This window comes from Azospirillum brasilense, from assembly GCF_003349955.1.
Classification (GTDB): domain Bacteria; phylum Pseudomonadota; class Alphaproteobacteria; order Azospirillales; family Azospirillaceae; genus Azospirillum; species Azospirillum brasilense_B.
On sequence record NZ_QLKQ01000015.1, the window covers coordinates 1 to 23,446 of the forward strand.

Annotated in this window: 22 protein-coding genes, 1 tRNA gene and 1 pseudogene; 8 read left to right on the plus strand and 16 right to left on the minus strand. The window is 68.2% G+C overall.

Translation table 11 applies throughout. The annotated features are described in order from the left end of the window. The 5 genes and pseudogenes from DXK32_RS32600 to mazG all read left to right on the plus strand — a co-directional run. Positions 1-196 (plus strand): annotated as a pseudogene (locus DXK32_RS32600) (hypothetical protein); the annotation flags it as partial. Continuing rightward, positions 193-1,005 (plus strand): inositol monophosphatase family protein, encoded by an 813-nt coding sequence (locus tag DXK32_RS08985; RefSeq protein WP_114858193.1) that lies wholly within the window; start codon positions 193-195, stop codon positions 1,003-1,005. The pseudogene DXK32_RS32600 and the gene DXK32_RS08985, both read left to right, overlap by 4 nt. Positions 1,006-1,138: 133 nt before the next feature. Further along, positions 1,139-1,405, plus strand: coding sequence for a hypothetical protein (locus tag DXK32_RS08990; RefSeq protein WP_247877058.1), 267 nt, complete (start codon positions 1,139-1,141; stop codon positions 1,403-1,405). A gap of 72 nt (positions 1,406-1,477) precedes the next feature. Beyond that, positions 1,478-1,897, plus strand: a complete 420-nt coding sequence (locus DXK32_RS08995; protein WP_114858195.1) for a hypothetical protein — start codon at positions 1,478-1,480, stop codon at positions 1,895-1,897. Between the two features lie 174 nt (positions 1,898-2,071). Beyond that, positions 2,072-2,881 carry a nucleoside triphosphate pyrophosphohydrolase gene (mazG, locus tag DXK32_RS09000; RefSeq protein WP_114858196.1) on the plus strand — a complete coding sequence of 270 codons (810 nt, stop codon included), beginning with the start codon at positions 2,072-2,074 and terminating at the stop codon, positions 2,879-2,881. Positions 2,882-2,888: 7 nt separating this feature from the next. On the opposite strand, the gene DXK32_RS09005 is transcribed toward mazG, so the two are convergent. The 6 genes from DXK32_RS09005 to hyfB are packed head-to-tail and all read right to left on the minus strand — an operon-like array spanning position 2,889 to position 10,102. Further along, positions 2,889-3,410 (minus strand): NADH-quinone oxidoreductase subunit B family protein, encoded by a 522-nt coding sequence (locus DXK32_RS09005; protein ID WP_114858197.1) that lies wholly within the window; start codon positions 3,408-3,410, stop codon positions 2,889-2,891. 11 nt (positions 3,411-3,421) lie between these two features. Next, positions 3,422-4,963, minus strand: a complete 1,542-nt coding sequence (locus DXK32_RS09010; RefSeq protein WP_114858198.1) for a nickel-dependent hydrogenase large subunit — start codon at positions 4,961-4,963, stop codon at positions 3,422-3,424. Positions 4,964-4,973: 10 nt separating this feature from the next. Then, positions 4,974-6,431 (minus strand): hydrogenase 4 subunit F, encoded by a 1,458-nt coding sequence (locus DXK32_RS09015; RefSeq protein ID WP_114858199.1) that lies wholly within the window; start codon positions 6,429-6,431, stop codon positions 4,974-4,976. Then, on the minus strand, positions 6,428-7,090 hold the full coding sequence (locus DXK32_RS09020; protein WP_114858200.1) for a hydrogenase-4 component E: 663 nt from the start codon (positions 7,088-7,090) through the stop codon (positions 6,428-6,430). The genes DXK32_RS09015 and DXK32_RS09020 overlap by 4 nt, the downstream gene beginning before the upstream one ends. Position 7,091: 1 nt before the next feature. Beyond that, positions 7,092-8,048 carry a respiratory chain complex I subunit 1 family protein gene (locus DXK32_RS09025; RefSeq protein WP_205215677.1) on the minus strand — a complete coding sequence of 319 codons (957 nt, stop codon included), beginning with the start codon at positions 8,046-8,048 and terminating at the stop codon, positions 7,092-7,094. Next, positions 8,045-10,102, minus strand: coding sequence for a hydrogenase 4 subunit B (hyfB, locus tag DXK32_RS09030; protein ID WP_114858201.1), 2,058 nt, complete (start codon positions 10,100-10,102; stop codon positions 8,045-8,047). The genes DXK32_RS09025 and hyfB overlap by 4 nt, the downstream gene beginning before the upstream one ends. 396 nt (positions 10,103-10,498) lie before the next feature. Between hyfB and DXK32_RS09040 the strand changes: the two genes are divergently transcribed. Both DXK32_RS09040 and DXK32_RS09045 read left to right on the plus strand, forming a co-directional pair. Then, positions 10,499-12,892: a Tex family protein gene (locus tag DXK32_RS09040; protein ID WP_114858203.1), complete on the plus strand. Its 2,394-nt coding sequence runs from the start codon at positions 10,499-10,501 to the stop codon at positions 12,890-12,892. Between the two features lie 106 nt (positions 12,893-12,998). After that, on the plus strand, positions 12,999-14,108 hold the full coding sequence (locus DXK32_RS09045) for a diguanylate cyclase domain-containing protein (protein WP_114858204.1): 1,110 nt from the start codon (positions 12,999-13,001) through the stop codon (positions 14,106-14,108). 25 nt (positions 14,109-14,133) lie between these two features. Here DXK32_RS09045 and DXK32_RS09050 read toward each other — a convergent pair whose 3' ends face one another. The 7 genes from DXK32_RS09050 to DXK32_RS09080 form a co-directional block, all read right to left on the minus strand. Continuing rightward, the gene (locus tag DXK32_RS09050) at positions 14,134-14,769 is read right to left on the minus strand and encodes a LysE family translocator (protein WP_114858205.1); all 636 of its coding nucleotides are present in this window, start codon (positions 14,767-14,769) and stop codon (positions 14,134-14,136) included. Between the two features lie 89 nt (positions 14,770-14,858). Beyond that, on the minus strand, positions 14,859-15,179 hold the full coding sequence (locus DXK32_RS09055) for a hypothetical protein (RefSeq protein WP_114858266.1): 321 nt from the start codon (positions 15,177-15,179) through the stop codon (positions 14,859-14,861). Between the two features lie 39 nt (positions 15,180-15,218). Further along, the gene (locus tag DXK32_RS09060; protein ID WP_247877059.1) at positions 15,219-15,530 is read right to left on the minus strand and encodes a hypothetical protein; all 312 of its coding nucleotides are present in this window, start codon (positions 15,528-15,530) and stop codon (positions 15,219-15,221) included. 39 nt (positions 15,531-15,569) lie between these two features. Continuing rightward, the gene (locus tag DXK32_RS09065; protein ID WP_247877060.1) at positions 15,570-16,379 is read right to left on the minus strand and encodes a hypothetical protein; all 810 of its coding nucleotides are present in this window, start codon (positions 16,377-16,379) and stop codon (positions 15,570-15,572) included. Between the two features lie 30 nt (positions 16,380-16,409). Continuing rightward, positions 16,410-17,348, minus strand: coding sequence for a YqaJ viral recombinase family protein (locus DXK32_RS09070; RefSeq protein ID WP_114858207.1), 939 nt, complete (start codon positions 17,346-17,348; stop codon positions 16,410-16,412). A 341-nt stretch (positions 17,349-17,689) separates the two neighbouring features. Further along, positions 17,690-18,325, minus strand: a complete 636-nt coding sequence (locus tag DXK32_RS09075; RefSeq protein ID WP_114858208.1) for an XRE family transcriptional regulator — start codon at positions 18,323-18,325, stop codon at positions 17,690-17,692. 412 nt (positions 18,326-18,737) lie between these two features. Then, positions 18,738-18,811: transfer RNA gene (locus DXK32_RS09080), tRNA-Gln, on the minus strand. A 410-nt stretch (positions 18,812-19,221) separates the two neighbouring features. On the opposite strand from DXK32_RS09080, the gene DXK32_RS09085 reads away from it, so the two are divergent. Then, on the plus strand, positions 19,222-20,424 hold the full coding sequence (locus DXK32_RS09085; protein ID WP_114858209.1) for an E22 family MetX-like putative esterase: 1,203 nt from the start codon (positions 19,222-19,224) through the stop codon (positions 20,422-20,424). 46 nt (positions 20,425-20,470) lie between these two features. On the opposite strand, the gene DXK32_RS09090 is transcribed toward DXK32_RS09085, so the two are convergent. The 3 genes from DXK32_RS09090 to DXK32_RS09100 form a co-directional block, all read right to left on the minus strand. After that, positions 20,471-20,923, minus strand: coding sequence for a hypothetical protein (locus DXK32_RS09090; RefSeq protein ID WP_114858210.1), 453 nt, complete (start codon positions 20,921-20,923; stop codon positions 20,471-20,473). 222 nt (positions 20,924-21,145) lie between these two features. Next, positions 21,146-21,535, minus strand: a complete 390-nt coding sequence (locus DXK32_RS09095; RefSeq protein WP_247877061.1) for a response regulator — start codon at positions 21,533-21,535, stop codon at positions 21,146-21,148. A 32-nt stretch (positions 21,536-21,567) separates the two neighbouring features. After that, a complete protein-coding gene (locus tag DXK32_RS09100; protein WP_114858212.1) occupies positions 21,568-23,409 on the minus strand; it encodes an extracellular solute-binding protein in 1,842 nt (613 codons plus the stop codon). Positions 23,410-23,446 lie beyond the last annotated feature (37 nt).

The following is a 23,446-nucleotide window of genomic DNA, read 5'->3' on the forward strand; positions in this document are numbered from 1 at the left end:
GCCGGAACCCGGTCCGCTGACCGGCCCGCCGCCCGCCCCCAACCCCGCGGCCGATCAGGCCACCTATGACGCGCTGGTCAAAGCGTTGAAAGACAGTGGCTTGGACGGCAAAGTCATGCTGCCGGAACCGCCGAAGGATGGCGGAACGGTCCTGAGACTAGACCCCCGATCCAACAAAGCGGCACCGAAACCGTGACAGATTTTCCGATTCCCGACGTCGACCGTGTCTCCGCGATCATCCGCGAGGTCGCGGAAAGCGAAATCCTTCCCTATTTCCGCGATCTGGCGAACGCCGGCATCCGCGAGAAGACCGGACCGGCCGATCTCGTGACCCTGGCCGACGAGGCGGGCGAGCGCGCCCTGACGCCGCGCCTGCTGGACCTGCTTCCCGGAAGCACGGTGGTGGGGGAGGAAGCCGTCTCCGAGGACAAGTCCCTGCTGGACCGCATCCACGGCGACGCGCCGGTCTGGATCATCGACCCGATCGACGGCACCCTGAACTTCGCGAACGGGCGCCCGCTCTTCGCGGTGATCATCGCCCTGGCCTGCCGCGGCGAGACGGTGGCCGGCTGGATCTACGACCCGTGCGACGGTCGCATCGCCACGGCGGTGAAAGGGCAGGGCGCCTACCTGAACGGCACGCGCGTGACGGTCGCCCCGGCGGTCCCCCTGGCCGAGATGACCGGAGCCCTGTCGACGCGATTCTGCGCCGAGGATCTCGGGCGCCAACTGGACGAGCGTGGCCGCTCTCTGGGCCCCCGCGTCTGCCTGTCCAGCGCCGCGCAGGAGTATCTGCGCCTGCTCGACGGCCGGGCGCATTTCTCGATGTACCATCGCCTGATGCCGTGGGATCACGCGGCGGGCGTTCTGCTCCACGCGGAGGCCGGCGGCTACAGCGCGCTGTTCGATGGCTCGCCCTATCGTCCGACCGTCCTCAACGGTGGGGTGATGCTGACCCCCGACCGTGCGAGTTGGGAAGCGATGCACCGGCATCTGTTCGGTTAAGGCGGGGACGCACCGGACTACCGCACACGTCCTCCGGCGGGGACCGGATTCGGTGGGAACTCTACGGGCACGGCGGCCTTATAGTGCCAGGATGCCGGAAACGGCCGCCGTGAGCCTTGCGGAGCGCCCGATCATGAAGGCCATTGCCCTGAAGCGCGTGCTGTTGGTGGCGTCACTGCTGGCGCCCACGGCCTGCGCGGAGCGGATCGCCGAATGTCAGCCATCAGGCGGGATGGCCTCGGTCGCCGGCGCGGCGCAATGCTCCACCGAGTCCGAAACAGCGGACGTCGCCTTGGATCACGAGGTGGTCCGCGCGATTGACGCCGAACCGGCGCTCAGCGTGGCACCGCCGCAGCGCCGGAAGGCGCGGCCCGCCGCGCAGGCGCATTCCATGGAGTGAAAAGGCCCGCGATCCCTCGGAACCCGCCATCGCCACCCTGTGTTGGACCAACGCAACAACGGCGGGTGATCCATGCAAACGGCCAACATCCACGATCCCTTGAGCATCGAGAGCGTCTATCCACGAAGCGCCTTCGACAACGACGCGCGGCAGAACGCGCGGGACAAGGAGGCGGTGGAGCACGGCGTGATGATCCTGTCGATGCCGGACGCCGATGGGAACTTCTCGCTGAAGCCCTCCCAACGTCACGTCGGCGAGCCGGAGACGACGACCCACTCGATTTTCCTGTCGCCGACCCTGGAGAACTCCGAGTATGGAGCGCTCGATCCGAGCGCCAGCGGCTATGACGGGCCGATCGAACCGGCGGAGGCTCCCAAGACCTCCGGCGATCCTTACCGGACCTTCCTGGAATCGTTGATCCAGGCCGCCCGTGACGCGGATTTCCCGCCGCCGCCGCCCGCCGAAAGCTTGAAGGGGTTTCGCGGAGGCTGAAGCATCGGTAGCGGAGGGTGGCCAGAACCGCCCTCCTCGCTTCTCCGAACTTATTTTCCATAATCTTACTTATATGATTTCCACTGGCCGGCGGGGCGTGTTCCCTTTTCTCACCGCCATGGGTCGGCTAAGGTCGCTGTCCCGTCCCATCCCGCTGCCGAAGAAGACCTTTCCATGGCCCGCAACATCGACCGCCTGATCGACGTCATGGCCCGCCTGCGCGACCCCAACGGCGGATGCCCGTGGGATCTGGAGCAGACCTACGCCACCATCGCGCCGCACACGATCGAGGAAGCCTACGAGGTGGCCGACGCCATCGAGAAAGGCGACATGCCGGCGCTGCGCGAGGAGTTGGGCGACCTGCTCTTCCAGGTGGTCTATTACAGCCAGATGGCCCGCGAGGAGAATCTGTTCGACTTCGACGAGGTCGCCGGCGTCATCGCCGACAAGATGATCCGCCGCCACCCGCACGTCTTCGGCGCCGAGGAGGTCAAGGGCGCCGACATGCAGACTTCGCGCTGGGAGGACCACAAGGCGGCCGAACGCGCCGCCAAGGCCGCCGAGGAAGGCCGCGCCCCGTCCGCACTGGAGGGCGTCATCACTGGCCTCCCCGCCCTCACCCGTGCCCTCAAGCTGCAGAACCGCGCCGCCCGCGTCGGCTTCGACTGGACCGACGCGCGGGACATCCTCGACAAGATCGAGGAGGAGGTCCGCGAACTGCGGCATGAGATGGACAGCGGCTCCGCCCCGGACCGGGTGGCCGACGAACTGGGCGATTTGCTCTTCGCGCTGGTCAACCTTGCCCGCCGCCTGAAGGTCGAGCCGGAATCCGCGCTACGCGGCACCAACGCCAAGTTCGAACGCCGCTTCCACCGCATCGAGGCCCTGCTGTCCGAACAGGGCCGCACGCCCAAGGAGGCGACGCTGGAGGAGATGGAAGCCTTCTGGCAGCAGGCCAAGCGCGAGGAACGCGGCGAGTCCTGAACCGCCGTCACCGCGCGGCGCTGGTTTCCAGCAGCGCCAGCAGGCCGGCCAACAGATCGGTCGGCCGCGGCGGGCAGCCGGGGATGCGCAGGTCCACCGGCAGCACCTCCTCCACCGGACCGACGCAGGCGTAGCCACCGGCGAACAGGCCGCCGCTGACCGCGCAGTCGCCGCAGACCACCAGCCATTTCGGGCCGGGCGTGGCGTCCCAGGTGCGGATCAGCGCCTCGCGCATGTTGCGGGCGACCGGGCCGGTAACCAGCAGGACGTCGGCATGGCGCGGCGAGGCGACGAAGCGGATGCCGAACCGCTCCAGATCGTAGATCGGGTTGCTCAGCGCGTGGATTTCCAGCTCGCAGCCGTTGCAGGACCCCGCATCGACCTCACGGATCGACAGGCTGCGGCCCAGCCGCGCCTTGGCGGCCTTGTCCAGCTTTCCGGCCAGCTCCGCCAAGGCCGGATCGGCGGGGGACGGAGCGGCTTCGGTGACCGGGCCGCCGGTCAGGGAGGTCAGGATGTGCTTCAGCATCGGCGGCCTCCTTACAGGTCGTGTCCCGCGTAGGAACAGTTGAACGATTTGTTGCACAGCGGGAAGTCGGCGACGATGTTGCCGCCGATGGCCGCCTCCAGCAACGGCCACTGGAACCAGGACGGGTCGCGCGGGTGGCAGCGGGCGACGGCGCCCTCCCCGTCCAGCCGCACCCAGGTCATGATCTCGCCGCGGAAGGATTCCACCAGGGCCATGCCCTCCCCGCCCCGGCCGGCTTCGACCGGAACCGACGGATGGTCGAGACCGCGCGAGATCGCCGGCAGGCGGACGACGATCTGCTCGATCAGCGACAGGGACTGCTCCACCTCGCGGATGCGGACCCAGACGCGGGCGTTCACGTCGCCCTCGGTCAGCACCGGCACCTCGAACGTCAACTCGTCGTAGGGTGCGTAGCCGGGGCTGCGGCGGGAATCCTGGTCGCGGCCGGACGCCCGCCCGACGTGGCCGCCGGCGCCGAAGCGGGTGACCAGCTCGGCGGACACGAACCCGGTGGTGACCGTGCGGTCCTGCAAGGACGCCTTGCCGTCATAAATGGCGACCAGCGGCGGGAAGCGCTTGCGCAGCTCCGCCACCAAGTCCCGCAGCAGGCCCGCGCCGCGCTCCGGCAGGTCGGTGGCGACGCCGCCGGGGATCACCCGGTCCATCATCAGCCGGTGCCCGAAGCAGGCGTCCGCGGTGCGCAGCACGCGCTCCCGCAACTGGCTGGTCTGGGCCAGCATGAAGGCGAAGGCGGCGTCGTTGCAGATGGCCCCGATGTCGCCCAGATGGTTGGCGACCCGCTCCAGCTCGGCCATCAGGGCGCGCAGCCACACCGCCCGCGCCGGCACCTCGATCCCCAGCGCCGCCTCGACCGCGCGGGCGAAGGCGAGGCTGTGCGCCACCGTCGCATCACCGGAAATACGGGCGGCCAACCTCGCCGCCTCCGCCACCGGCCTGCCCTGCATCAGCCCCTCCACCCCGCGGTGGACGTAGCCGAGCCGCTCCTCCAGCCGCACGACGGTCTCGCCGTTGGCGGTGAAGCGGAAATGGCCGGGCTCGATGATGCCAGCATGGACGGGGCCGACCGGAATCTGGTGCAACCCTTCGCCTTCCACCGGCAGGAAGGTGTAGGGGCCGGGGCTGGGCACCGGGGCCGCCGGCTGCTCGGACAGGGGACGGCGCACGCCCCAGGCGTCATGGTCCAGCCAGGGGCGCGGGTCGGTCGTGCGCTCCGCCACCAAGCCGTAGAGGTCGTGGGCGGCGCGCTCCAGCCGGTTGGCGGCGGGCCGCACGGCGCTCAGGCTGGGGAAGCGGCCTTGCGGGCAGTCGAGGCTGACCACCGCGACGTCGCCGGAGAAATCCTCGCGGAAGGCGGCGTGGACCGCCTTCGGTTCCCCCCACAGGCCGAGCAGGCTCCAGCCGTTGCCGGCCAGTTCCTCGATCAGGCGCAGCCAGCCGTCGCGGCCAAGCCGGTAGCGCGGCCAGGGCCGGTGGCTCTCGACCGGCGTGCCGATGCGGTTCAACAGGCCGAACAGCGGTTCTTCCCCGTACATGCCGCCTCCCCTACCCCAGCAGCGCCGCGACGGTCTGGAACCACGCGACCAGCGGCCCCGGCAGCCAGACCCCCGCCACCAGAACCAGCGCCAGATGCGCGTAGAGCGGAACCAGCGTTCCCTGCAACGGCACCGACGCCACCGGGACGCCGCTGCCCTCCACCGTGCCAGGCGCGCCGAAGCACAATTGCTGGACCCGCAGCACCAGCGCCCCGAAGGCGACCAGGATGCCCGCGACCAGCGGCAAGGCCAGCAGCGGTTCCCGCGCGAAGGTGCTGGTGACCAGCAGGAATTCGCTCATGAACACGCCGAAGGGCGGCAGGCCGGCGATGGCCACCACCCCGGCCAGCAGGCCCCAGCCGAGCGCCGGATGGCTGACCGTCAGGCCGGATATCCGCTCGATCCGCTGCGTGCCCGTCACCTGCACGGCGTGGCCGACCGCGTAGAAGATGGCCGACTTGGTCAGGCTGTGCATGGCCATGTGCAGCAGCCCGGCGAAGTTGGCGAGCGGCCCTCCCATGCCGAAGGCGAAGGTGATGATGCCCATATGCTCGATGGAGCTGTAGGCGAAGAAGCGCTTCACGTCGCGCCGCCGGTAGAGCATCAGCCCGGCCAGCAGCAGCGAGGCCAGCCCCATGGCGATCATCAGCGGCCCCGGCGCGATGGCCTGCCCGTTCGCCGCCAGCAGCATCTTGAAGCGCAGCACGGCGTAGAGCGCAACGTTCAGCAGCAGGCCCGACAGCACCGCGGAAATCGGCGTCGGCCCTTCCGCGTGGGCGTCCGGCAGCCAGGCGTGCAGCGGCGCCAGCCCGACCTTGGTGCCGTAGCCGATCAGCAGGAAGACGAAGGCCAAGTTGAGGATCGCCGGGCTGATCTTGGCGACGTGGACCATCAGCTCCGTCCAGGTCATCGCCGCCATGCCCGGCCCCATCACCGGCTGGGCGGCCATGTACATCAGGATGGTGCCGAACAGGGCGAGTGCGATGCCGACGCCGCACAGGATGAAGTATTTCCACGCCGCCTCGATGCTGGCGGCGGTGCGGTAGAGGCTGACCATCAGGACGGTGGTCAGCGTCGCCCCCTCCACCGCCACCCACATGACGCCCAGGTTGTTGGCCGACAGGGCCAGCAGCATGGTGAACATGAAGGCCTGGTACATGGCGTGGTAGAAGCGCAGCTTGCGCTCGTCCAGCTTCCCCACCGCGATCTCGTGGGCGATGTAGCCGGCGGAAAAGACGCTGGTGGTCAGGCCGACGAAGGCGGTCAGCGCGATCAGGTAGATGTTGAAGGCGTCCACCACGAACAGCGCGCCGCTCGACGGCTCCAGCGCGAACAGGACCAGCGACGCCAGCAGCGTGACGGCGGAAAAGCCGATGTTCAGCCGCGCGCCCAGCCGGTGGCCGGGAACCAGGGCGAGGACGGCGGCGCCGATCAGCGGGGTGGCGACGATGACGGCGACGGCGCTCAATCGCTCTCCCCCCGGAAGCTCTCGATCTTCTGCATGTCGAGCGTGTCGAACCGCTCGCGGATGTGGAACAGGAAGATGCCGAAGATGATGAAGGCCACCATGACGGAGAAGGCCACCGACATCTCGACCACCAGCGGCATGCCGGCCGCCCCGACCGCCGCCAGGATCAGCCCGTTCTCGATCGACATGAAGCCGACCACCTGGCTGACCGCGTTGCGCCGGGAGATCATCATCAGCAGGCCGAGCAGGACGACCGACAGCGACAGCGCCAGATTCTCGCGGGTCAGGGCGGTGGCGTCCGCCGTCACCGGCAGAACCAGCAGGATCGACAGGGTGACCAGGGAGACGCCCGCCACCATGGTCAGCCCGATGCCCAGCGCCGGCTCGATGGTGCGGTGGATCTTCATCTTCACGATGATGCGGTGCAGCGCCACCGGGATCAGGATGGCCTTCAGGACCAGCGTCAGCAGCGCGGTGATGTAGAGATGCGGCTCCCCGTGGGAATAGGCCTGCCACGCCGCCGTCGCGGTCAGGGCGAGAGCCTGCATGGTGAAGACGTTGAGCAGGGAGAACAGCCGCCGCTGGTAGAGCAGGGCGAAGCTCATCAGCAGGACGACGGCCCCCAGCATGTGCGCGGCGTCATAACCCAGGTCGCTCACCTCACACCCCCCGCGACACGTAGAGGAAGATCGCGCCGAGCAGGCTCAGCAGCAGGGCGCCGCCCAGGAACTCGCCGACCCGGAAGACGCGCATCTTGGCGATGGAGGTCTCGAACAGCGCCAGCAGGGTCCCGCCGACGGCCAGCTTCGCCACGAAGACGACCACGCCGCCCAGCGCCGCCGCCACGCCGGACCCGGCGGTCGCCATGCCCCAGGGCGCGAAGACGCAGGCGATCAGCGCCATGTAGAGCAGCAGTTTGAGCATGCTCGCCGCCTCGACCAGGGCGAGGTGGCGGCCCGAATATTCCAGCACCATGGCCTCGTGCACCATGGTCAGTTCCAGGTGCGTCGCCGGGTTGTCGATGGGGATGCGGGCGTTCTCGGCGATCGCCACCATGACCAGGGCGATCAGCGCGAGCGCCAGGGAGATGCGCAGCCCGACCGCGCCTGCCATCATGAAATCGGCGATCTCGGCCAGCGAGGTGCTGCGGACCAGGATCGCCACCGAGAAGACGATCATCAGCATCGCCGGCTCGGCAAGCGCCGCGATCATCATCTCGCGCGACGAGCCGATGCCGCCGAAGCTCGTCCCCGTGTCCATTCCGGCGAGCGCCAGGAAGAAGCGCGCCGAGCCGAGCAGGGCAATGAGCGCGATCAGGTCCGCGGTGGGGGCGAGGGCCAGCTGCGTGGTGAAGACCGGAACCAGCCCGGCGGCCAGCCAGATCGCCGTGAACATCATGTAGGGCACGGAGCGGAACAGCCAGGAGGCGTTGCGCGCCAGCACCACCTCCTTGCGCAGCAGCCGCAGCAGGTCGCGGTAGGGCTGGAGCATGGACGGCCCCCGCCGTCCGACCAGCCGCGCCTTGACCAGCCGCACCCAGCCGGTCAGCAGCGGCGCCAGGGCCAGCACCAGCAGCATCTGCAGGATCTGGTAGAGGGTGGCGAGCAGCGGCGTCATCGTTGCGTCACCGCCACCATCACCAGCAGCACGACCAGCGCCAGGAACATCAGGGTCAGGTAGCGGCGGATGGTCATGAACTGCAGCCGGTTGGCCTTCTCCGCCAGCCAGCCCACCGCGCGGGCCAGCGGCTCCACGACCACGACCCAGGCCGGGTCGGTCCAGGTCACCGACAGTCGCGCGGGGCGCGTGTCGCCCGGCGCCGGCATGTCCACATGGTCGCGGGCGCGGAACACCGTGCTGCCGAAGGCGCGGCGGATCGGCTGGCCGAAGCTTGAGGCCGTGTACTGGGTGACCGCCGCCGGGTCCGGCCCGTCGAAGCCGCAGCCCCAGGGGATCGACCAGCGCACCCGGTCGCTCGCCTTGCGGTGGATGCCCAGCACCAGCACGACCGACAGCAGCGCGATCACCACCAGCATGATCAGGCCGTTGTAGGAGTTGCCGATGGCCGAGGTCGGAGCCAGCCAGAACCACGGCTGGTAGGCGCGCCCGTCGAACGGCCCGGCCTCCACCAGCAGGCGCAGCGCCGGCTCGAACAGGCGGATCAGCGGGGTCGGCAGGACGCCGAGAACGACGCAGAGCACCGCCGGAACCGCCATGCCCAATCGCATCGCCCGTCCGACCTCCAGCGCTTCCGCGGCGGCGCGCGACCGTGGCCGTCCCAGGAAGGCGATTCCGTAGAGCCGGACGAAGCAGGCGGCGGCGAGCGCGGTGGCGAGCGCCAGGGCGGCGCCGACCACGGCGATCTCGATCTTCAGCGACCATTCCGACAGGGCCGGGGCGTTCAGGATGGCCTGGAACAGCAGCCACTCCCCGACGAAACCGTTCAGCGGCGGCAGGGCCGAGATCGCCGCGGCGCCGATCAAAGCGAGCACGGCGGTGGTCGGCATCCGGTGGATCAGCCCGCCCAGCCGGTTCAGGTCGCGCGACCCCGTGGCGGTCAGCATGGCGCCCGCCGCGAAGAACAGCAGGCTCTTGAACAGGGAGTGGTTGACCACGTGGAGCAGCGCCGCCGCCAGGGCGAGCGCGGCGATCACCGGCGTGTGGGCGGCCTTGAAGACCAGCGCCAGCCCCAGCGCGATGACGATGGCCCCGATGTTCTCCACCGTGGAATAGGCGAGCAGCCGCTTCACGTCGTCCTGCATCAGCGCGTAGAGCACACCCATCACGGCGGTCAGCGCGCCGAATCCCATGGTCACGCCGCCCCACCACCACTCCGGCTCGCCCAGCAGGTCGAACAGCACGCGGATCATCGCGTAGACGGCGACCTTGGTCATCACGCCAGACATCAGGGCCGACACATGGCTGGGGGCCGCCGGATGGGCCAGCGGCAGCCAGACGTGCAGCGGAACCAGCCCGGCCTTCGACCCCGCCCCCAGCAGGATCAGCGCCACGACCAGCGCCGCGGCCCCCGCCGCCGGAGCGTGGGCGCGGATGGCGGCGAAGCTGTAGTCGCCGTGCGCCGTCGCCAGCACCCCGAAGGCCAGCAGCAGGCAGGCCGTGCCGAAGCTCGCCATGATGATGTAGAGGCGCGCGGCCTTCGGCGTTTCCGGGTCCCGATGGGTGGAGAGCACGAGCAGCCAGGAGGCCAGCGACATGAACTCCCAGGACAGCAGGAAGGTGAAGGCGTCGGCGGCGATCAGCACCATGTTCATGCCCGCCAGGAACAGCGGGTAGAGCGGCAGCACCGGGCCATCCTGAGAATGGCCCTGGGAACCGCCCTGGGAAGTGCTGTGGGACTCGTGGTGCGCCCGCTCGTACCCCCAGCCGAACAGGCTGGCGGTGATGCCGCCCAGATTGACGACGATCAGGAAGACGGCGGACAGCGCGTCGGCGCGCAGATGGGCTTGGATCCAGGGCAGCCCGACCGGCAGCACCAGCGCCGCGTCCGGCCCGCCCCCGGCCAGCCGGAGCGCCGCCCACAGCGCGATCAGCGCGCAGGCCGCCGCCGTTCCGCCATAGACCACCGTGGACGCCTGCGGCAGCCGCTTCGCCACGGCGCCGGCAATGGCCACAGCGAACAGGAAGGCGATTGCCGAAACGACCAGTCCCAAGGCAGCGAATCCGTTTGGATTAGACCCACAATCAGTAAGGATGTTTCTCCCAACGAACGCAAGGGGAAAAACTCTGTCGCGTTCATCTTGCGAGTGCGCGTGCTTTGGGCGCCACGCGCACAGAAAAAAGGCGGCTCACCATATTGGGAGCCGCCGAAGTCTGTTCGGGAGGAAACGCAACCAAGTTGCAGGGGAAGATATGCGCCCGTTAAGGTTAACGACGCGTGAATCGTGTAGGGTTTTTCTTTAACTATACTTTTTCGCAGGGACCGGGCCGCGGATTCGCGCGTCCGATCCGGACCGGTCTCCCCGGCCTCTCCCAGATCGGCACTGGCCGGGAAGGCCCCCTTCGCGCTATAGGAGGCACCCTTCCCTTTCACCAGTCACCGGTCCTCCATGCCGTCCACGTCCATCAGCCAACGCATCGCCGACGAGCTTTCGGTCCGCGAATCCCAGGTCGCCGCGGCCGTCAAGCTGCTCGACGAGGGATCGACCGTCCCCTTCATCGCCCGTTACCGCAAGGAGGCCACGGGCGGGCTCGACGACACGCAGTTGCGCACGCTGGAGGAACGGCTGTCCTACCTGCGCGAGCTTGAAGACCGGCGCGCGGCGATCCTGTCATCCGTCCGCGAGCAGGACAAGCTGACGCCGGAGCTGGAGCTGCAGATCCGTCAGGCCGACACCAAGACGCGCCTGGAAGACCTCTACCTGCCCTACAAGCCGAAGCGCCGCACCAAGGCGCAGATCGCCCGCGAGGCGGGGCTGGAGCCGCTGGCCGACCGGCTTCTCGCCGATCCGTCGCTCCAGCCGGACGCCGAGGCCGCCGGCTTCGTCAGCGCCGACAAGGGTGTGGCCGACGTCAAGGCGGCGCTCGACGGCGCCCGCCACATCCTGGTGGAGCGCTTCGGCGAGGACGCCGAACTGGTCGGCAAGCTGCGCGCCGCCATGGCCGACAAGGGCGTGGTGACCGCCAAGGTGATCGAGGAGAAGCGGGCGGAGGGCGCCAAGTTCTCCGATTACTTCGAGTTCGACGAGCCCTGGGCGAAGGTGCCGTCGCACCGCGCGCTGGCGCTGTTCCGCGGCCGGACGCAGGGCGTTCTGGACATTCGCCTCGACCTGCCGGTCGAGGAGGGACAGCCCCACCCGGCGGAGCGCACCATCGCCTTCCACACCGGCATCCGCGACCAGGGCCGCCCGGCCGACAAGTGGCTGTCCGACGTGGTGCGCTGGACCTGGAAGCTGAAGATCGGCCCGCATGTCGAGACCGACCTGATGGGCGATCTGCGGGAGCGCGCGGAGGACGAGGCCATCCGCGTCTTCGCCCGCAACCTGCACGACCTGCTGCTGGCCGCCCCGGCCGGCCCGCGCACCACCATCGGCCTCGACCCCGGCATCCGCACCGGCGTGAAGGTCGCCGTGGTCGACGCCACGGGCAAGCTGGTCGACACCGCCACCGTCTACCCGCACCAGCCGAGGAACGACTGGGACGGCTCCATCGCCGCCATCGCCGCCTTGGCGGTGCGTCACAAGGCGGAACTCATCTCCATCGGCAACGGCACGGCGAGCCGCGAGACGGACAAGCTGGTCGCCGATCTGTTCAAGCGCCACCCGGAGCTGAAGCTCACCAAACTGGTGGTCAGCGAGGCCGGCGCGTCGGTCTATTCCGCGTCGGAGACCGCGGCGGCGGAGTTCCCCAAGCTGGACGTCAGCCTGCGCGGCGCCGTCTCCATCGCCCGCCGCCTTCAGGACCCGCTGGCCGAGCTGGTGAAGATCGAGCCGAAGTCCATCGGCGTCGGCCAGTACCAGCACGACGTGTCGGGCGGCAAGCTCGCCCGCTCGCTGGACGCGGTGGTCGAGGACTGCGTGAACGCGGTCGGCGTCGACCTGAACACGGCGTCCGTTCCGCTGCTGACCCGCGTGTCCGGTCTGAACGAGACGATCGCCCGCAACATCGTGGAGCACCGCGACCGCAACGGCGCCTTCCGCTCGCGCAAGCAGCTGCTCGACGTGGCGCGCCTCGGCCCGAAGACCTTCGAGCAGGCCGCCGGCTTCCTGCGCATCCGCGAGGGCGACAACCCGCTGGACACCTCCGCCGTCCACCCCGAGGCCTACCCGCTGGTCGAACGCATCCTGAAGAAGACCGGCAAGGATCTCGGCAGCGTCATCGGCGACGCCCGATTCCTGCGCGGGCTGAACGCCGAGGACTTCACCGACGAGCGGTTTGGCGTGCCGACCATCGAGGACATTCTGAAGGAGCTTGAGAAGCCCGGCCGCGACCCGCGTCCGGAGTTCAAGACCGCCACCTTCCAGGATGGCGTCGAGGAGCTGAAGGACCTCCAAACCGGCATGGTTCTGGAAGGGGTGGTGACCAACGTCACCGCCTTCGGCGCCTTCGTGGACATCGGCGTGCACCAGGATGGGCTGGTCCACATCTCTCAGCTGTCCAGCAGCTTCGTGAAGGACCCGCACACCGTCGTGAAGGCCGGCGACATCGTGAAGGTCAAGGTGATGGAGGTGGACATCCCGCGCAAGCGCATCGGCCTGACCATGCGCCTGACCGACGCCGCCCCGCGCTCCGAGCGTGGCCAAGGCCGTGCGGAAGGCCAGCGTGGCGACGACAAGCGCCGGGACGACCGCCGGGATGACCGCCGTGGCCCGCCGCCCGGCAAGGGCGGCTCCGCTGCGAAGCCGGCCCCCAAACCGGCCCCCAAACCGGCGAAGGCACCGGAGCCCGTCAACAACGCCTTCGCCGAAGCCTTCGCGCGGGCGCAGGCCGGCAAGAAGCGGTAAGGCTCCGCAAGCGTGGGGCGGGTGCCGGACACACTCCGGTACTCTCCCCATGGACGGTTCGCGCGCCGAAGGCTAGTGTGCACCGACGCCAACCGCATGGGCGCCCATGTTCTCTTCGGCAACCCGAATCGTCGGACTGTACGCGGTCCTCGCCACCGCGTGGGTGGTGGGGTCCGACCGCCTTTTGGACGCGGCCGGTCTGGGCGAGGTGGTGCTGATCCAGAACGTCAAGGGCACCGCCTTCGTCCTGTTCACCGCCCTGGTGCTGTGGGGTTTCATGCGCCAGGAGTTCCAGCGCCGCACCCGGTCGGAGGACGCCTTGCGCTCCACGCTGGAGCGGCTGGCCCAGTCGGAGGCCGACCTCCGCTCGGTCATCGAAAAGCTGCCGGATTCGTTCTTCCGCACGGATCTCGACGGTCGGGTCAGCATGGCCTCCCCCCAGTTCGCGCGGGAATTCGGGTTGACTCCCGAAACGGTGATCGGCACCCGAATCGCCGACCATTACGTTGAGGTGGACGGGCGCGCCAAATTCCTCGCGGCGCTGGAGGAGGCGGGCGGCGAGGTCCGCGACCACCGTATGCCGATGCGGCGGCAGGACGGCACCGTCTTCTGGATTTCCGCCAACGCCTACATCCGCCGCGATCCCGCCGGGCGTCCCATCGGGGTGGAGGGGATTGCCCGCAACACCACCGCCCAGCACCATCTGGAAGAGCGGCTGCGCTATCTCGCCGGGCACGACGCGCTGACGGGCTTGTGCAACCGCATCCGCTTCGAAGACCGGCTGGAGCACGCCATCGCCCGCGCCAAGCGCGAGGAGAAGAGCTTCGCCCTGCTCTTCCTCGACCTCGATGGGTTCAAGGAGGTCAACGACACCCACGGTCACCAGAAGGGCGACGAGGTGCTGGTGACCACCGCCCAACGCCTGTCCGGCGCGCTGCGCAACAGCGACACCACCGCCCGCATCGGCGGCGACGAGTTCGCCGTGCTGCTGGAGGGGGACATCTCCGTCGAGAACGCACGGGCCGTGGCGGAAAAGGTCATCGACTCCATCGACCGGCCCCTGCCCGGCCTCGACCTGTCGGTGTCGGCCAGCGTGGGCATGGCCTTCTACCCGTCGGACGGCGCCGACGCCGGCGTGCTGCTGCGCTGCGCCGATCAGGCCATGTACCGCGCCAAGCGCCTGGGCAAGAACCGGCTGGAGCTGGGCACCGCCTGACCGGGGCAGCGGTTTGGGGTGGCCGTCAGGACGGCTTGGCCGCGTCCATCACCAGCCGAATGCCCAGCGCGCCGATGACCGAGGCCGCCAGCCGGTCGATCCACGCCTTGGACCGCAGATAGGCGGCGCGGGGACGGCCGGCGGAGAAGGCCACGGCGACGATGGCGTACCAACCCGTCTCGACCAGGAACACGGCGGGCGGCAGGGCCAGCAGAACCCAGGCCGGTGGCGAGGCCGGCAGAAGGGCCGCGAAGATGCTGGCATAGACGATGGCGGTCTTCGGGTTGCTGATCTGCGTCGCCAGACCGATCCCGAAGGAGCGCAGGACGCCGCTCCCATCGGCTGTCCCGTCCGGAACGCGGATGGATTCCGCCGCCCCACGCCAGATCCGCACCGCCAGATGGACGAGGTAGAGGCCGCCCGCGATCTTCAGGGCGAGATAGAGCCACCCGACCTGGGTCAGCAGGGCTTGCAGACCAAGGAGGGCCAAGGTGGCGAAGACCACGCCGCCGACCCCCATGCCGACGGCGGCGGCAACACCGGCGCCACGCGACACGGCGATGGCGGTGCGGGCCACCAAGACGAAGCTGGGGCCGGGGCTGATGGCGCCGATGGCCAAGGCGCCGAGAACGCTCGAAAGAGCAAGAACGGACCCATCCATGGCTGCGGCTCCGCTGTTCGGGAAAGCCGTAGTTTAAGGACGGCGAACGGGATCGTCAGCCGGCAAAATGATCGCACCGCCCTGCCCGCTCACTCCGCGGCCATCAGAAAGCTCGCGCCGTGATGGCCGCGCGGCGGCATGTCCGACAGCCCGATCGTCCGACCGATCTCCTCGGTCGTCGGTTGGCGCCGGTAGGTCTCCACATAGCGGTCCAAGGCGGCAAGGCACTCGGCGATCGACCCGGAACCGACCGCCCGGCAATCCTCGAAGGCGTGCGGGTCGGGGCGGAACCAGTGGGTGATGTAGCCGTCTTCGGCCCCGCTCAGGGTGAGGGTCAGGGCGAAGCGTCCCTCATGCCCGATCCGGGCATGGGCCGCGCGCAGCCGGGACTGGACCTCTTCGATGGTCATGGCGCGTGCATCCTTCTTGAACATCAGGCGGCCTTTCGATCACGCGGCGTTGCGGAGCAGCCGGTCTTCGAGGCTGCGCGCCCATTCGGCGTCGCGGGCCAGCGATTCGACCAGCAGACGGGCCGGGCCGGCGGAGTCCGCCGGGGTGTCGGGGCGGAGCAGCCCGGCCAGCCGCAGGGCCAGCGATTCCGCTTCCGCCTCGACCCAGCGGGCGTACTGTTTGCGGCGTTCCGCCTCGTTCCAATACCAGCGCGGAAGCTGGGGGTGGCTGCGCTCCATCTCGCCCTCCCAGGCGCTCATGCGGAACAGGCCGCTGGGAGAACGTTCGGTGGTGCTGCTTGCGGGTGTCATTCAGGGCTTCTCCCTTCCACGCCGCAGGAATGGCGTGGCTCAGGCGGCCTCCAGATCGCCGCCCTCTTCGTCTTGCTTCAGAATCTCTGCCTTCTTCCGGGCGAACAGGCTGGTGATGCGGTGCTGGGCCGTGCGGTCCACCGTGCCGATCTCGCGCAGGCGGGTGCCGGCGCCGGTGCGCCACAGCTCCTCCAGGTCGTCCAGGTCCAGACAGGCGCCGAGCCTCTTGCGGATCTCCTCCTCGAAGGCGGCGATGGCGGCGGGCTGCAGGTCCGGATTGGACTTGGCGGCGTAGAAGGCCTCGGCCTCCTCCCGGTACTTGCTGTCGTCGAACTGGCCCATATGGACGTCGGCGGCGAGGCCGAGCTGGACGAGGCATTTGCCCACCGCGTCGGTCATCGACATCTTGAAGCACTCGTCGTCGGGCGCCTCGATGCCGTTGCGGCGGCGGACCATCTCGGTGCCGCCCCACTGCGGGCCGGTCCAGCATTTCTCGCCCGTTTCCGGGTCGAGGTACCAGACACGGGCGCAGATGAAGACCATGCGTTCGGCGATGGTCCAGTCCATCTGCTCATAACCCCAGCCCTTGCCGACCGGGCCGAACACCTCGGTCATCATCATCAGGCGCCAAGTCGGGTCGATCTGCGTGCCGCGAAAACCGCCGGAGCGGGTGAAGGGCTTGGTCGCCTTCGGGTCGGTCCGCTTCAGCCGGTTCCACAGATGCATGGGGTCCGCGGCGGCAGGGTCCACAGTGGCGGGCCCAGCGGTGGCGGTCTGGGAACCCGCGATCTTCGGAGCGGCCGTGCTGACGGTCTTCTCGGTCTCGGCAACGGTGTCGGTCTTGCTCATGCGTCCCATGGTCGTCGGGTTCCCCTTTGGTCAGTAGCGTTCGTCTCTCCCCTCACCCCAGCCGCCGCTGAGCACAGCGTCCAGGCTCGGGTCAGGGGACGGATCGGCCGTGGCGGTCCAAGGTTCGGCGGTGTCGAGCGCCCGCCGGGGCGGCGCGCCGTAGCGCAGCGAAAGGCGTCCCTCGCGGTCGCGGGCGAGGTACAGGCCGCGGCCCGGCTCATCCCCCGCCACGAAGGCGATGCGCGCGTCGGCGGGCATCAGCGCCTTCAGGGCGGTCTCCGCCTCGCGGGCGGCGAGCGCGGCGGCGCGGCGGTCGACCAGTTCCGCCGCCAGGGCGGCGAAGCGGTTGTGCCGGGCCATGTCGACCACCCGGCGCGTCTCGTAGGCCGGAGCCTCCGCGGGCAGCGGATCGCCGGGCTCCACGTCGTTGGCGACGTGCCACCAGAAGGCGTCCAACGTCGCCATCAGCCGCCCGCAGTCGGCCTCCCGCCGCGGCACCCGGACAAGCGCGTGGCCGGTGGGGCGCAGGATCGACAGCATCGCCCGGTCCAGCCCGGTGACCACCAGCTGGTGCTGGACCTGCCAGTGGTAGCGCTGGGCCAGCTCCGCGTCCGTCTGGAAGCCACCGGTGAATTTCGCTTCCACCAGCGTGTCCGGCTCGCCGGTGTCCGTGTCACCCTCCCAGGTCAGAAAATCCGGGTGGGCGACCATCCAGTCATGCTCCGGATGAACCCAGGTCCGTTCCGCCGGCACGCAGGGAAGGCCGGTGGCCTTCTCCACGAAGCGGGGGTGCAGATGCTCGGTCGCGATGCCGATCTGCACCGCGGCGACGAGGTCCAGGTCGGCCGGGGCCGACCGCCCCGTCTTCTCGCGCCACAGGTTCAGCCAATCGCCCGCCATGACGCGGGTGGCGTCGGAAGACCCGATCCGCCCTGCCCGCGCGGCGCGCTGCGCGTCCGTAATCGCCATTCCCCTGCCGGCCCCCAGCCGTTTCGGTGCGTCTCTGGCATCTCGTCGATGCGTCTTCGCAGCGTCATCGCCGTTAACCATAAAGCGTATCGTGAATATGGGCTGCGAACGCGCAGGGTTCAAGAACAAAAAGAGAACCTGCGACTTGGCCGTAGGATCGAATCTTCGAACCTTTTCAAAAAACTAAGTAGAATGCAGCGCAGCCGCGGTCCCGCTGTGTCCGAGTCGGGCGACTCGGCACAGATGGGTATGGATTCGTGGTGTCAAAGGGGTCGGCGGAAAAGAATTTGACCGCGAAAATTAGCGGTTTTTTCTTCCAGATTCCCGCCAAATACGCGCGGTCAGGCGCGCAGGCAGCGCATGATGTGCACCGCGACACCGGCGACGTCGGCGCGCTCGATCGGCGTCGGGCGGCAACCGGGATCGGTGCTCACGGGAAGAAGATGCGGCGGGAAGAAGCGGTAGCCGCACACCGTTCCGTCGCCCACCGTGACCACCACGTCACCGGCCTGCGGAGCCAGCACGTCCAACGGTTCCAGCACCACGCAGTCGTCCGGCAGGACGCCGGCGGCGTTCAGGCTGGAGGAGGCGATGGTCAGCGCGAAGGCGCGGCGCGAGGCCGGGCGGTCCACGGCGATGCCCCGCGCGCCGCCGCTGAGCGCCGCGGCGATGAAGGATTCGCCAGCCCGCCGTCCCAGTTCCAGGAAGGCCCGCACCTGCTCGACCGACAGCAACGGCACACGGGCGACCGGCGGATAAGCGGTCTCGTCGAGGAAGCGCGGCTCCGCCCCGGCGACACGGGCCAGCCGGCCCAGCGTCTCCGCGCTGGGAACGCTGCCGCGCGCCGGGTCGCGCAGGAAACGGGTGATGTTGGTCGGCGTGACCTCGGCCAGCCGCGCCCAGGCTCCGGCGCTCCAGCCCTGGGCCTCCATCACGCCGGTCATCCAGCGCAGGATCGCCCGCCGTGTGTCGTCCATACCGCCGCCCTCCCCGCCGAATAAGCGCCTTATAAGAGAGAACGTTGAAGGAACGCGCAAGGTTTCTTCGCTTATGTCGCAATTTCGCCAAGGATGCCCTGCGAATTCGCAGCATCGGGGCGGACTCCGCTCCGGATCGCCTGCGAAGCCGTCATGCGCTTGGCATCAAGCTCTGGCTTGGAAGCCGCTCACACGGAGACCGAGTCGCCCTCATGCCAAGTTGGATCGGCATGGGATCAAAAAAGGAAACGATACAGTCCGGCACTCTGTTGCGTGAGCGTCGTACGTAAACTTCAAAAGCGCCCGCAAAGCATTGATTCTTCTTGTTTTTTGGATCATTCTGCCAGACGCAGAAACAAAAAAACCCACCGGAACGGCGGGCCTGTGCGATCGCTTTCAAAAGCTTGGGAATTGGTTGGGGGACTAGGATTCGAACCTAGGCTGGCGGAGTCAGAGTCCGCTGTCCTACCGCTAGACGATCCCCCAAACCGTCGCCGGATCGGCTCAAGGCCGCGTTCCGTCGTGGGGCGACCTTTTAGCAAAGCGGACAGGGCTTGTATAGCTCTTTTTTCGTAAAGGCTCACAGGGCAAGGCCAGTCGATTCAAGGGCCGCCTGCGGCTCGGCGAACACCGTCGTTAAGCTCCCTGCGGGGACGGTGAGACGGATACGACGACGAAACCGCGGCTTTCCACAGGCGAGTTCAAGTGCGGGCCGCGCCGATGGAACAACCCGCGATGGAACCGGCCGTGCAACCCGGTGTCCTTACATTCCGGGGAAAAAGTCCGGGGCCGAGTTCCCCCAATCGTTTAGGCCGATTGCCCGTCTGGACGGGCGGTCGCGCCTCCTTACACTCCCTCCCCGCATCGATTGGGACCTGAGAAACGGGAGGGACGACATGCGTTCTCTGGCGAAACGGCTCGGCGGCCTGGCCCTGGCCGCCGGCCTCTTCTGCTTCTGCACGGCGCCGGCCCTGGCCTTCGAGGGCCTCGTGGAGAAGAAGGTGTTCGAGATGCCGTCCTACACAACGGTGGGCGGCGGCACGATCAAGAACGTCCGGATCGGCTGGGAGAGCTATGGCAAGCTGAACGACGCCAAGGACAACGTCATCCTGATCACCCATTTCTTCAGCGGCAACAGCCACGCCGCCGGCAAGTACAAGATGGAGGACCCGGCCGCCGGCTATTGGGACTCCATCATCGGACCGGGCAAGCCGCTGGACACCGACAAGTTCTTCATCGTCAGTTCCGACACGCTGGTGAACCTGTCGCCGAAGGACCCGACCGTCGTCACCACTGGTCCGGCCAGCGTCAATCCGGACACCGGCAAACCCTACGGCATGAGCTTTCCGGTCGTCACCATCCGCGATTTTGTAAATGTTCAGAAGGCATTGCTGGATAGCCTTAATGTAAAGTCTCTGCATGCGGTGATGGGCGGCTCCATGGGGTCGCTCCAAGCGCTGGAATGGGGGGCCTCCCATCCGGAGATGGTCAAGCGCGTGGTCGCGGTGATCGGCGGGGCCGAGGCCGACCCCTTCCTCATCGGCTGGCTGAACCTGTGGGCTGCCCCCATCCGGGTCGATCCGAACTGGCAGGGCGGCGATTACTACGGCAAGGCGGAGCCGAAGGCCGGTCTGACCGAGGCGCTGAAGCTGGTGACGCTGCACGCCCGGCACTGGAAATGGGCCGACGCCACCTTCGGCCGCGGCTGGGCGGAGGAAGGCAAGGACCCAGCGGCCAGCATGAACAATCAGTACGCCATCGAAGCGTGGCTGGACAAAGCGGCGGCGGCCCGCGCCGCGGTCAGCGACGCCAACCACTTCCTGTATCTGGTGAAGGCCAACCAGACCTTCCTGGTGGGCGGCGGCGGATCGCTGGACGAGGGGCTGGCGAAGATCAAGGCGCCGGTCCTGCTGATCCCTTCCGCCGACGACCTCGTCTTCCCACCGGAGCGCGCCATGCACCCGCTGAAGGAGCGGCTGGAGAAGCAGGGCGTCGCGGTCACATACACCGACGCGATCACCACCAGCCTCGGCCATCTCGACGGCATCGCCAACATCGCCAAGGCCGGGGACACCCTGTCGACGTTCATGGCGAAGTGATCGCCCCAGCCGCCCCGCCCGGCGAGGATCGCCCGGCGGGGTCTTTTCAGGGGCCGACGTAATGCGGCATCAGCTTCGCCTGCTCGCCGACATAAACGGCGCACCGGCTGTCCTGGCCGTCGAAGAAATACACCTGACCGGTCTTCCGCTTGTTCTGCGGGTCCGCCAGGTTCGCCCCGCCGGAGAAGGCCACGCCATAACGCTTGTCCGGCGTCCGCGCCCAATAGAAGCCGTCCGTTTCCTGCCCGAAGGCACCGCGCTGGCACAGGCGCGACAGGGCGGCGTCGTAACGGGTCAGACCGTCCAGCCCCTTCGGCAGATTGTAGACCGCCTGGCTGCGCACGTAACGCATGCGGGGCGGAATGACCTCCTGGGGAAGGAATGAACGGCTCAAGGCACGCAGATGACCGGGATCGGTCCGCTCGACCCGCATCGGGTCCGCCGCCGCGGACACAGCCTGCAGCCCGAGCAGAAGCGCAATGGCGACGATGATCCTCATGAGACGAGCGATCGAAAATGGCCAGGAACGGCGGGACTTATAGCACGGCTTTGCCGCCGGCGGGGACCGATCGCCGGCCAATCGCCAGCGATAACCGATAAAATCTCTTATTTCAAAAGATCTTATATCGCATTCTTAACTCTGTTTATCAGAAATTTCCAACATGCATCATTAAACAACTATCTTATGAGGACCCGATAAAACACTGTTTCAAAAGAGAATTCATATCCGTTCTCCCTTGCCGTTCAGATAGCGGGTGATCGTCGCGAGGAAATCCCGTGGCTGGATCGGCTTGGGCACATGGCCGTCGAATCCGGCGTCGGAAAAACGCAGCATGTCCGTGGGCGTGGACAGGTTGGTGACCGCGACGACCAGCGTGCGCGCCAACGCCCGGTCGGCGCGGATCATCCGAACCAGATCGACACCGGACAGGCCCGGCATCACCACGTCCATGATCACCAGATCGGGCTTCAGAGCGCGCATCAGCTCCAGGACGCCGCGCGGGTCGTCCGTCTCGGCGACGCCGTGGCCGCCTTCCTCCAGGCAGCGGACCAGCAGCTTGCGCATCAGTGCGTTGTCATCGACGACGAGGATGGTCCGCGTTCCGGCCAACGAATGGGACTCCATAGCGTCCGCCCCACCCGTTACGGCGTCTTGCCAGGGCCGGCGGACGAGGCGTCCGACAGCCACCAGGCGTCGAAGGAGAGCGAATAGGGCGGCACGGTGTCGGGGCGCTTCAAGCGGCTCCAATAGGCCACGCGGTAGACGCCCGAGTACCAGTGCGGCACCACGTAATGGTTCCACAGCAGCACCCGGTCGAGCGCCGACACCGCGGCCTTCAGATCCTCCTGGCTGTTGGCGCGGACGATCCCACCGATCAGATGATCGACCGCCTCGCTGCGCACCCCGGCCATGTTCTGGCTTCCCGGACGGTCGGCGAAGGCCGATCCCCAATAGCCGGTCTGCTCGTTCCCCGGCGACAGGGACTGCGGCCAGATATGGACCACCATGTCGAAATCGAAGTCGCGCGTGCGGTTCTCGTACTGGGTGGTGTCCACCGTGCGGATGCCGGCGCGGATGCCCAGGCGCTTCAGATTCTCGATGAAGGGCAGAGTCACCCGCTCGAAGGTTGGGCTGTCGAGCAGGATTTCGAAGTCCAGCGGCTTGCCGGTCGCGACGTCGACCCGCACCCCGTTGCGCACGTCGGTCCCCGCCTCGTCGAGCAGCCGCTTGGCCTCCAGGAGGTTGCGGCGCAGCCCGTTCTGGCCCTCCGTGCTGGGCGGATGATAGGTCTTTTCGAAGACCTCGGCGGGGATTTTCCCGCGCAGCGGCTCCAGGATGGCCAGTTCGCGGCCCTGCGGCAGCCCGCTGGACTGGAGCGGCGAGTTCTCGAAATAGCTCTCCGTCCGCTTGTAGGCGCCGTAGAACAGGGTCTGGTTCGTCCATTCGAAGTCGAAGGCGTAGGCGATGGCCTGGCGCACCTTCGGATTCGCGAAGACCGGGCGGCGCGTGTTGAAGACGAAGCCCTGCATGCCCGCCGGCACCTCGTTGGCGATCTCCTCCTTCACCACCTTGCCGTTGCGCACCGCGTCGAAGTCGTAGCCAGTGGCCCAGGTCTTGGCGACGTTCTCCTGGCGGAAGTCGTAGAGCCCGCCGCGGAAGGCCTGCAGGGCGACGCTGGCGTCCCGGTAATACTCGTAGGCCATGCTGCCGAAATTGTTCCGCCCGACATTCACCGGCAGGTCCCGGCCCCAATAGTCGGCGACCCGCTCATAGGTGATGCCGCGGCCCGGATCGAAGGACGCGATGCGGTAGGGACCGCTGCCCAGCGGCGGCTCCAGCGTGGTCGCCTGGAACTCCTTGCCCTCCCAGTAATGCTTCGGCAACACCGGCAGCTGCCCGACGATCATCGGAAGCTCGCGGTTGTCGCCCGGCTTGAAGGTGAAGCGGACGCGGCGCTCCCCCTCCGCCTCGACCTTGTCCACGGCGCCGTAGTAGCTGCGGTAGAAGGGATGGCTCTCCGTCAGGATGGTGAAGGAAAACACCACGTCATCCGCGGTGACCGGCTTCCCGTCGTGCCACCGCGCGCCGGAGCGCAGGTTGAAGGTGATGGAGGAGCGGTCCTCCGGCATCTCCACGCTTTCGGCGAGCAGGCCGTATTCGGTGAAGGGCTCGTCCGCCGATCCGGTCATCAGCGTGTCGTAGATCAGCGCCGCCCCCGCCGCCGGCACACCGCGCAGCGTGAAGGGATTCAGCGTGTCGAAGGAGCCGATGGCCTGAAGGGTCACCTTGCCGCCCTTCGGGGCGTCCGGGTTGACGTAATCGAAATGCCGGAAGTCCGGCCCGTATTTCGGCTCGCCGTACAGCGCCATGCCGTGCCGCGCCATGCCCTGCTGTGCCATGCCCTGCTGTGTCTGCGCGCCCGCCGGTCCGGCCACGGCGGCGGCGATCAGCCCGATCAACAGTCCAGCGGCCATACGGCGCATGCCCCATCCTCCCATCGTTCGCTCCAGGGCGCTCGGC

Bases quoted from the DNA above. Each gene is read 5' to 3' on its own strand.
- DXK32_RS09100 (WP_114858212.1), bottom strand. From the start codon at position 23,409: ATGCGCCGTATGGCCGCTGGACTGTTGATCGGGCTGATCGCCGCCGCC.
- DXK32_RS09090 (WP_114858210.1), bottom strand. From the start codon at position 20,923: ATGAGGATCATCGTCGCCATTGCGCTTCTGCTCGGGCTGCAGGCTGTG.
- DXK32_RS09085 (WP_114858209.1), top strand. From the start codon at position 19,222: ATGCGTTCTCTGGCGAAACGGCTCGGCGGCCTGGCCCTGGCCGCCGGC.
- DXK32_RS09040 (WP_114858203.1), top strand. From the start codon at position 10,499: ATGCCGTCCACGTCCATCAGCCAACGCATCGCCGACGAGCTTTCGGTC.
- DXK32_RS09050 (WP_114858205.1), bottom strand. From the start codon at position 14,769: ATGGATGGGTCCGTTCTTGCTCTTTCGAGCGTTCTCGGCGCCTTGGCC.
- DXK32_RS09055 (WP_114858266.1), bottom strand. From the start codon at position 15,179: ATGACCATCGAAGAGGTCCAGTCCCGGCTGCGCGCGGCCCATGCCCGG.
- DXK32_RS09060 (WP_247877059.1), bottom strand. From the start codon at position 15,530: ATGACACCCGCAAGCAGCACCACCGAACGTTCTCCCAGCGGCCTGTTC.
- DXK32_RS09010 (WP_114858198.1), bottom strand. From the start codon at position 4,963: ATGTACGGGGAAGAACCGCTGTTCGGCCTGTTGAACCGCATCGGCACG.
- DXK32_RS09025 (WP_205215677.1), bottom strand. From the start codon at position 8,048: ATGACGCCGCTGCTCGCCACCCTCTACCAGATCCTGCAGATGCTGCTG.
- DXK32_RS09065 (WP_247877060.1), bottom strand. From the start codon at position 16,379: ATGAGCAAGACCGACACCGTTGCCGAGACCGAGAAGACCGTCAGCACG.
- DXK32_RS09075 (WP_114858208.1), bottom strand. From the start codon at position 18,325: ATGGACGACACACGGCGGGCGATCCTGCGCTGGATGACCGGCGTGATG.
- DXK32_RS09070 (WP_114858207.1), bottom strand. From the start codon at position 17,348: ATGGCGATTACGGACGCGCAGCGCGCCGCGCGGGCAGGGCGGATCGGG.
- mazG (WP_114858196.1), top strand. From the start codon at position 2,072: ATGGCCCGCAACATCGACCGCCTGATCGACGTCATGGCCCGCCTGCGC.
- DXK32_RS08990 (WP_247877058.1), top strand. From the start codon at position 1,139: ATGAAGGCCATTGCCCTGAAGCGCGTGCTGTTGGTGGCGTCACTGCTG.
- DXK32_RS08995 (WP_114858195.1), top strand. From the start codon at position 1,478: ATGCAAACGGCCAACATCCACGATCCCTTGAGCATCGAGAGCGTCTAT.
- DXK32_RS09045 (WP_114858204.1), top strand. From the start codon at position 12,999: ATGTTCTCTTCGGCAACCCGAATCGTCGGACTGTACGCGGTCCTCGCC.
- DXK32_RS09005 (WP_114858197.1), bottom strand. From the start codon at position 3,410: ATGCTGAAGCACATCCTGACCTCCCTGACCGGCGGCCCGGTCACCGAA.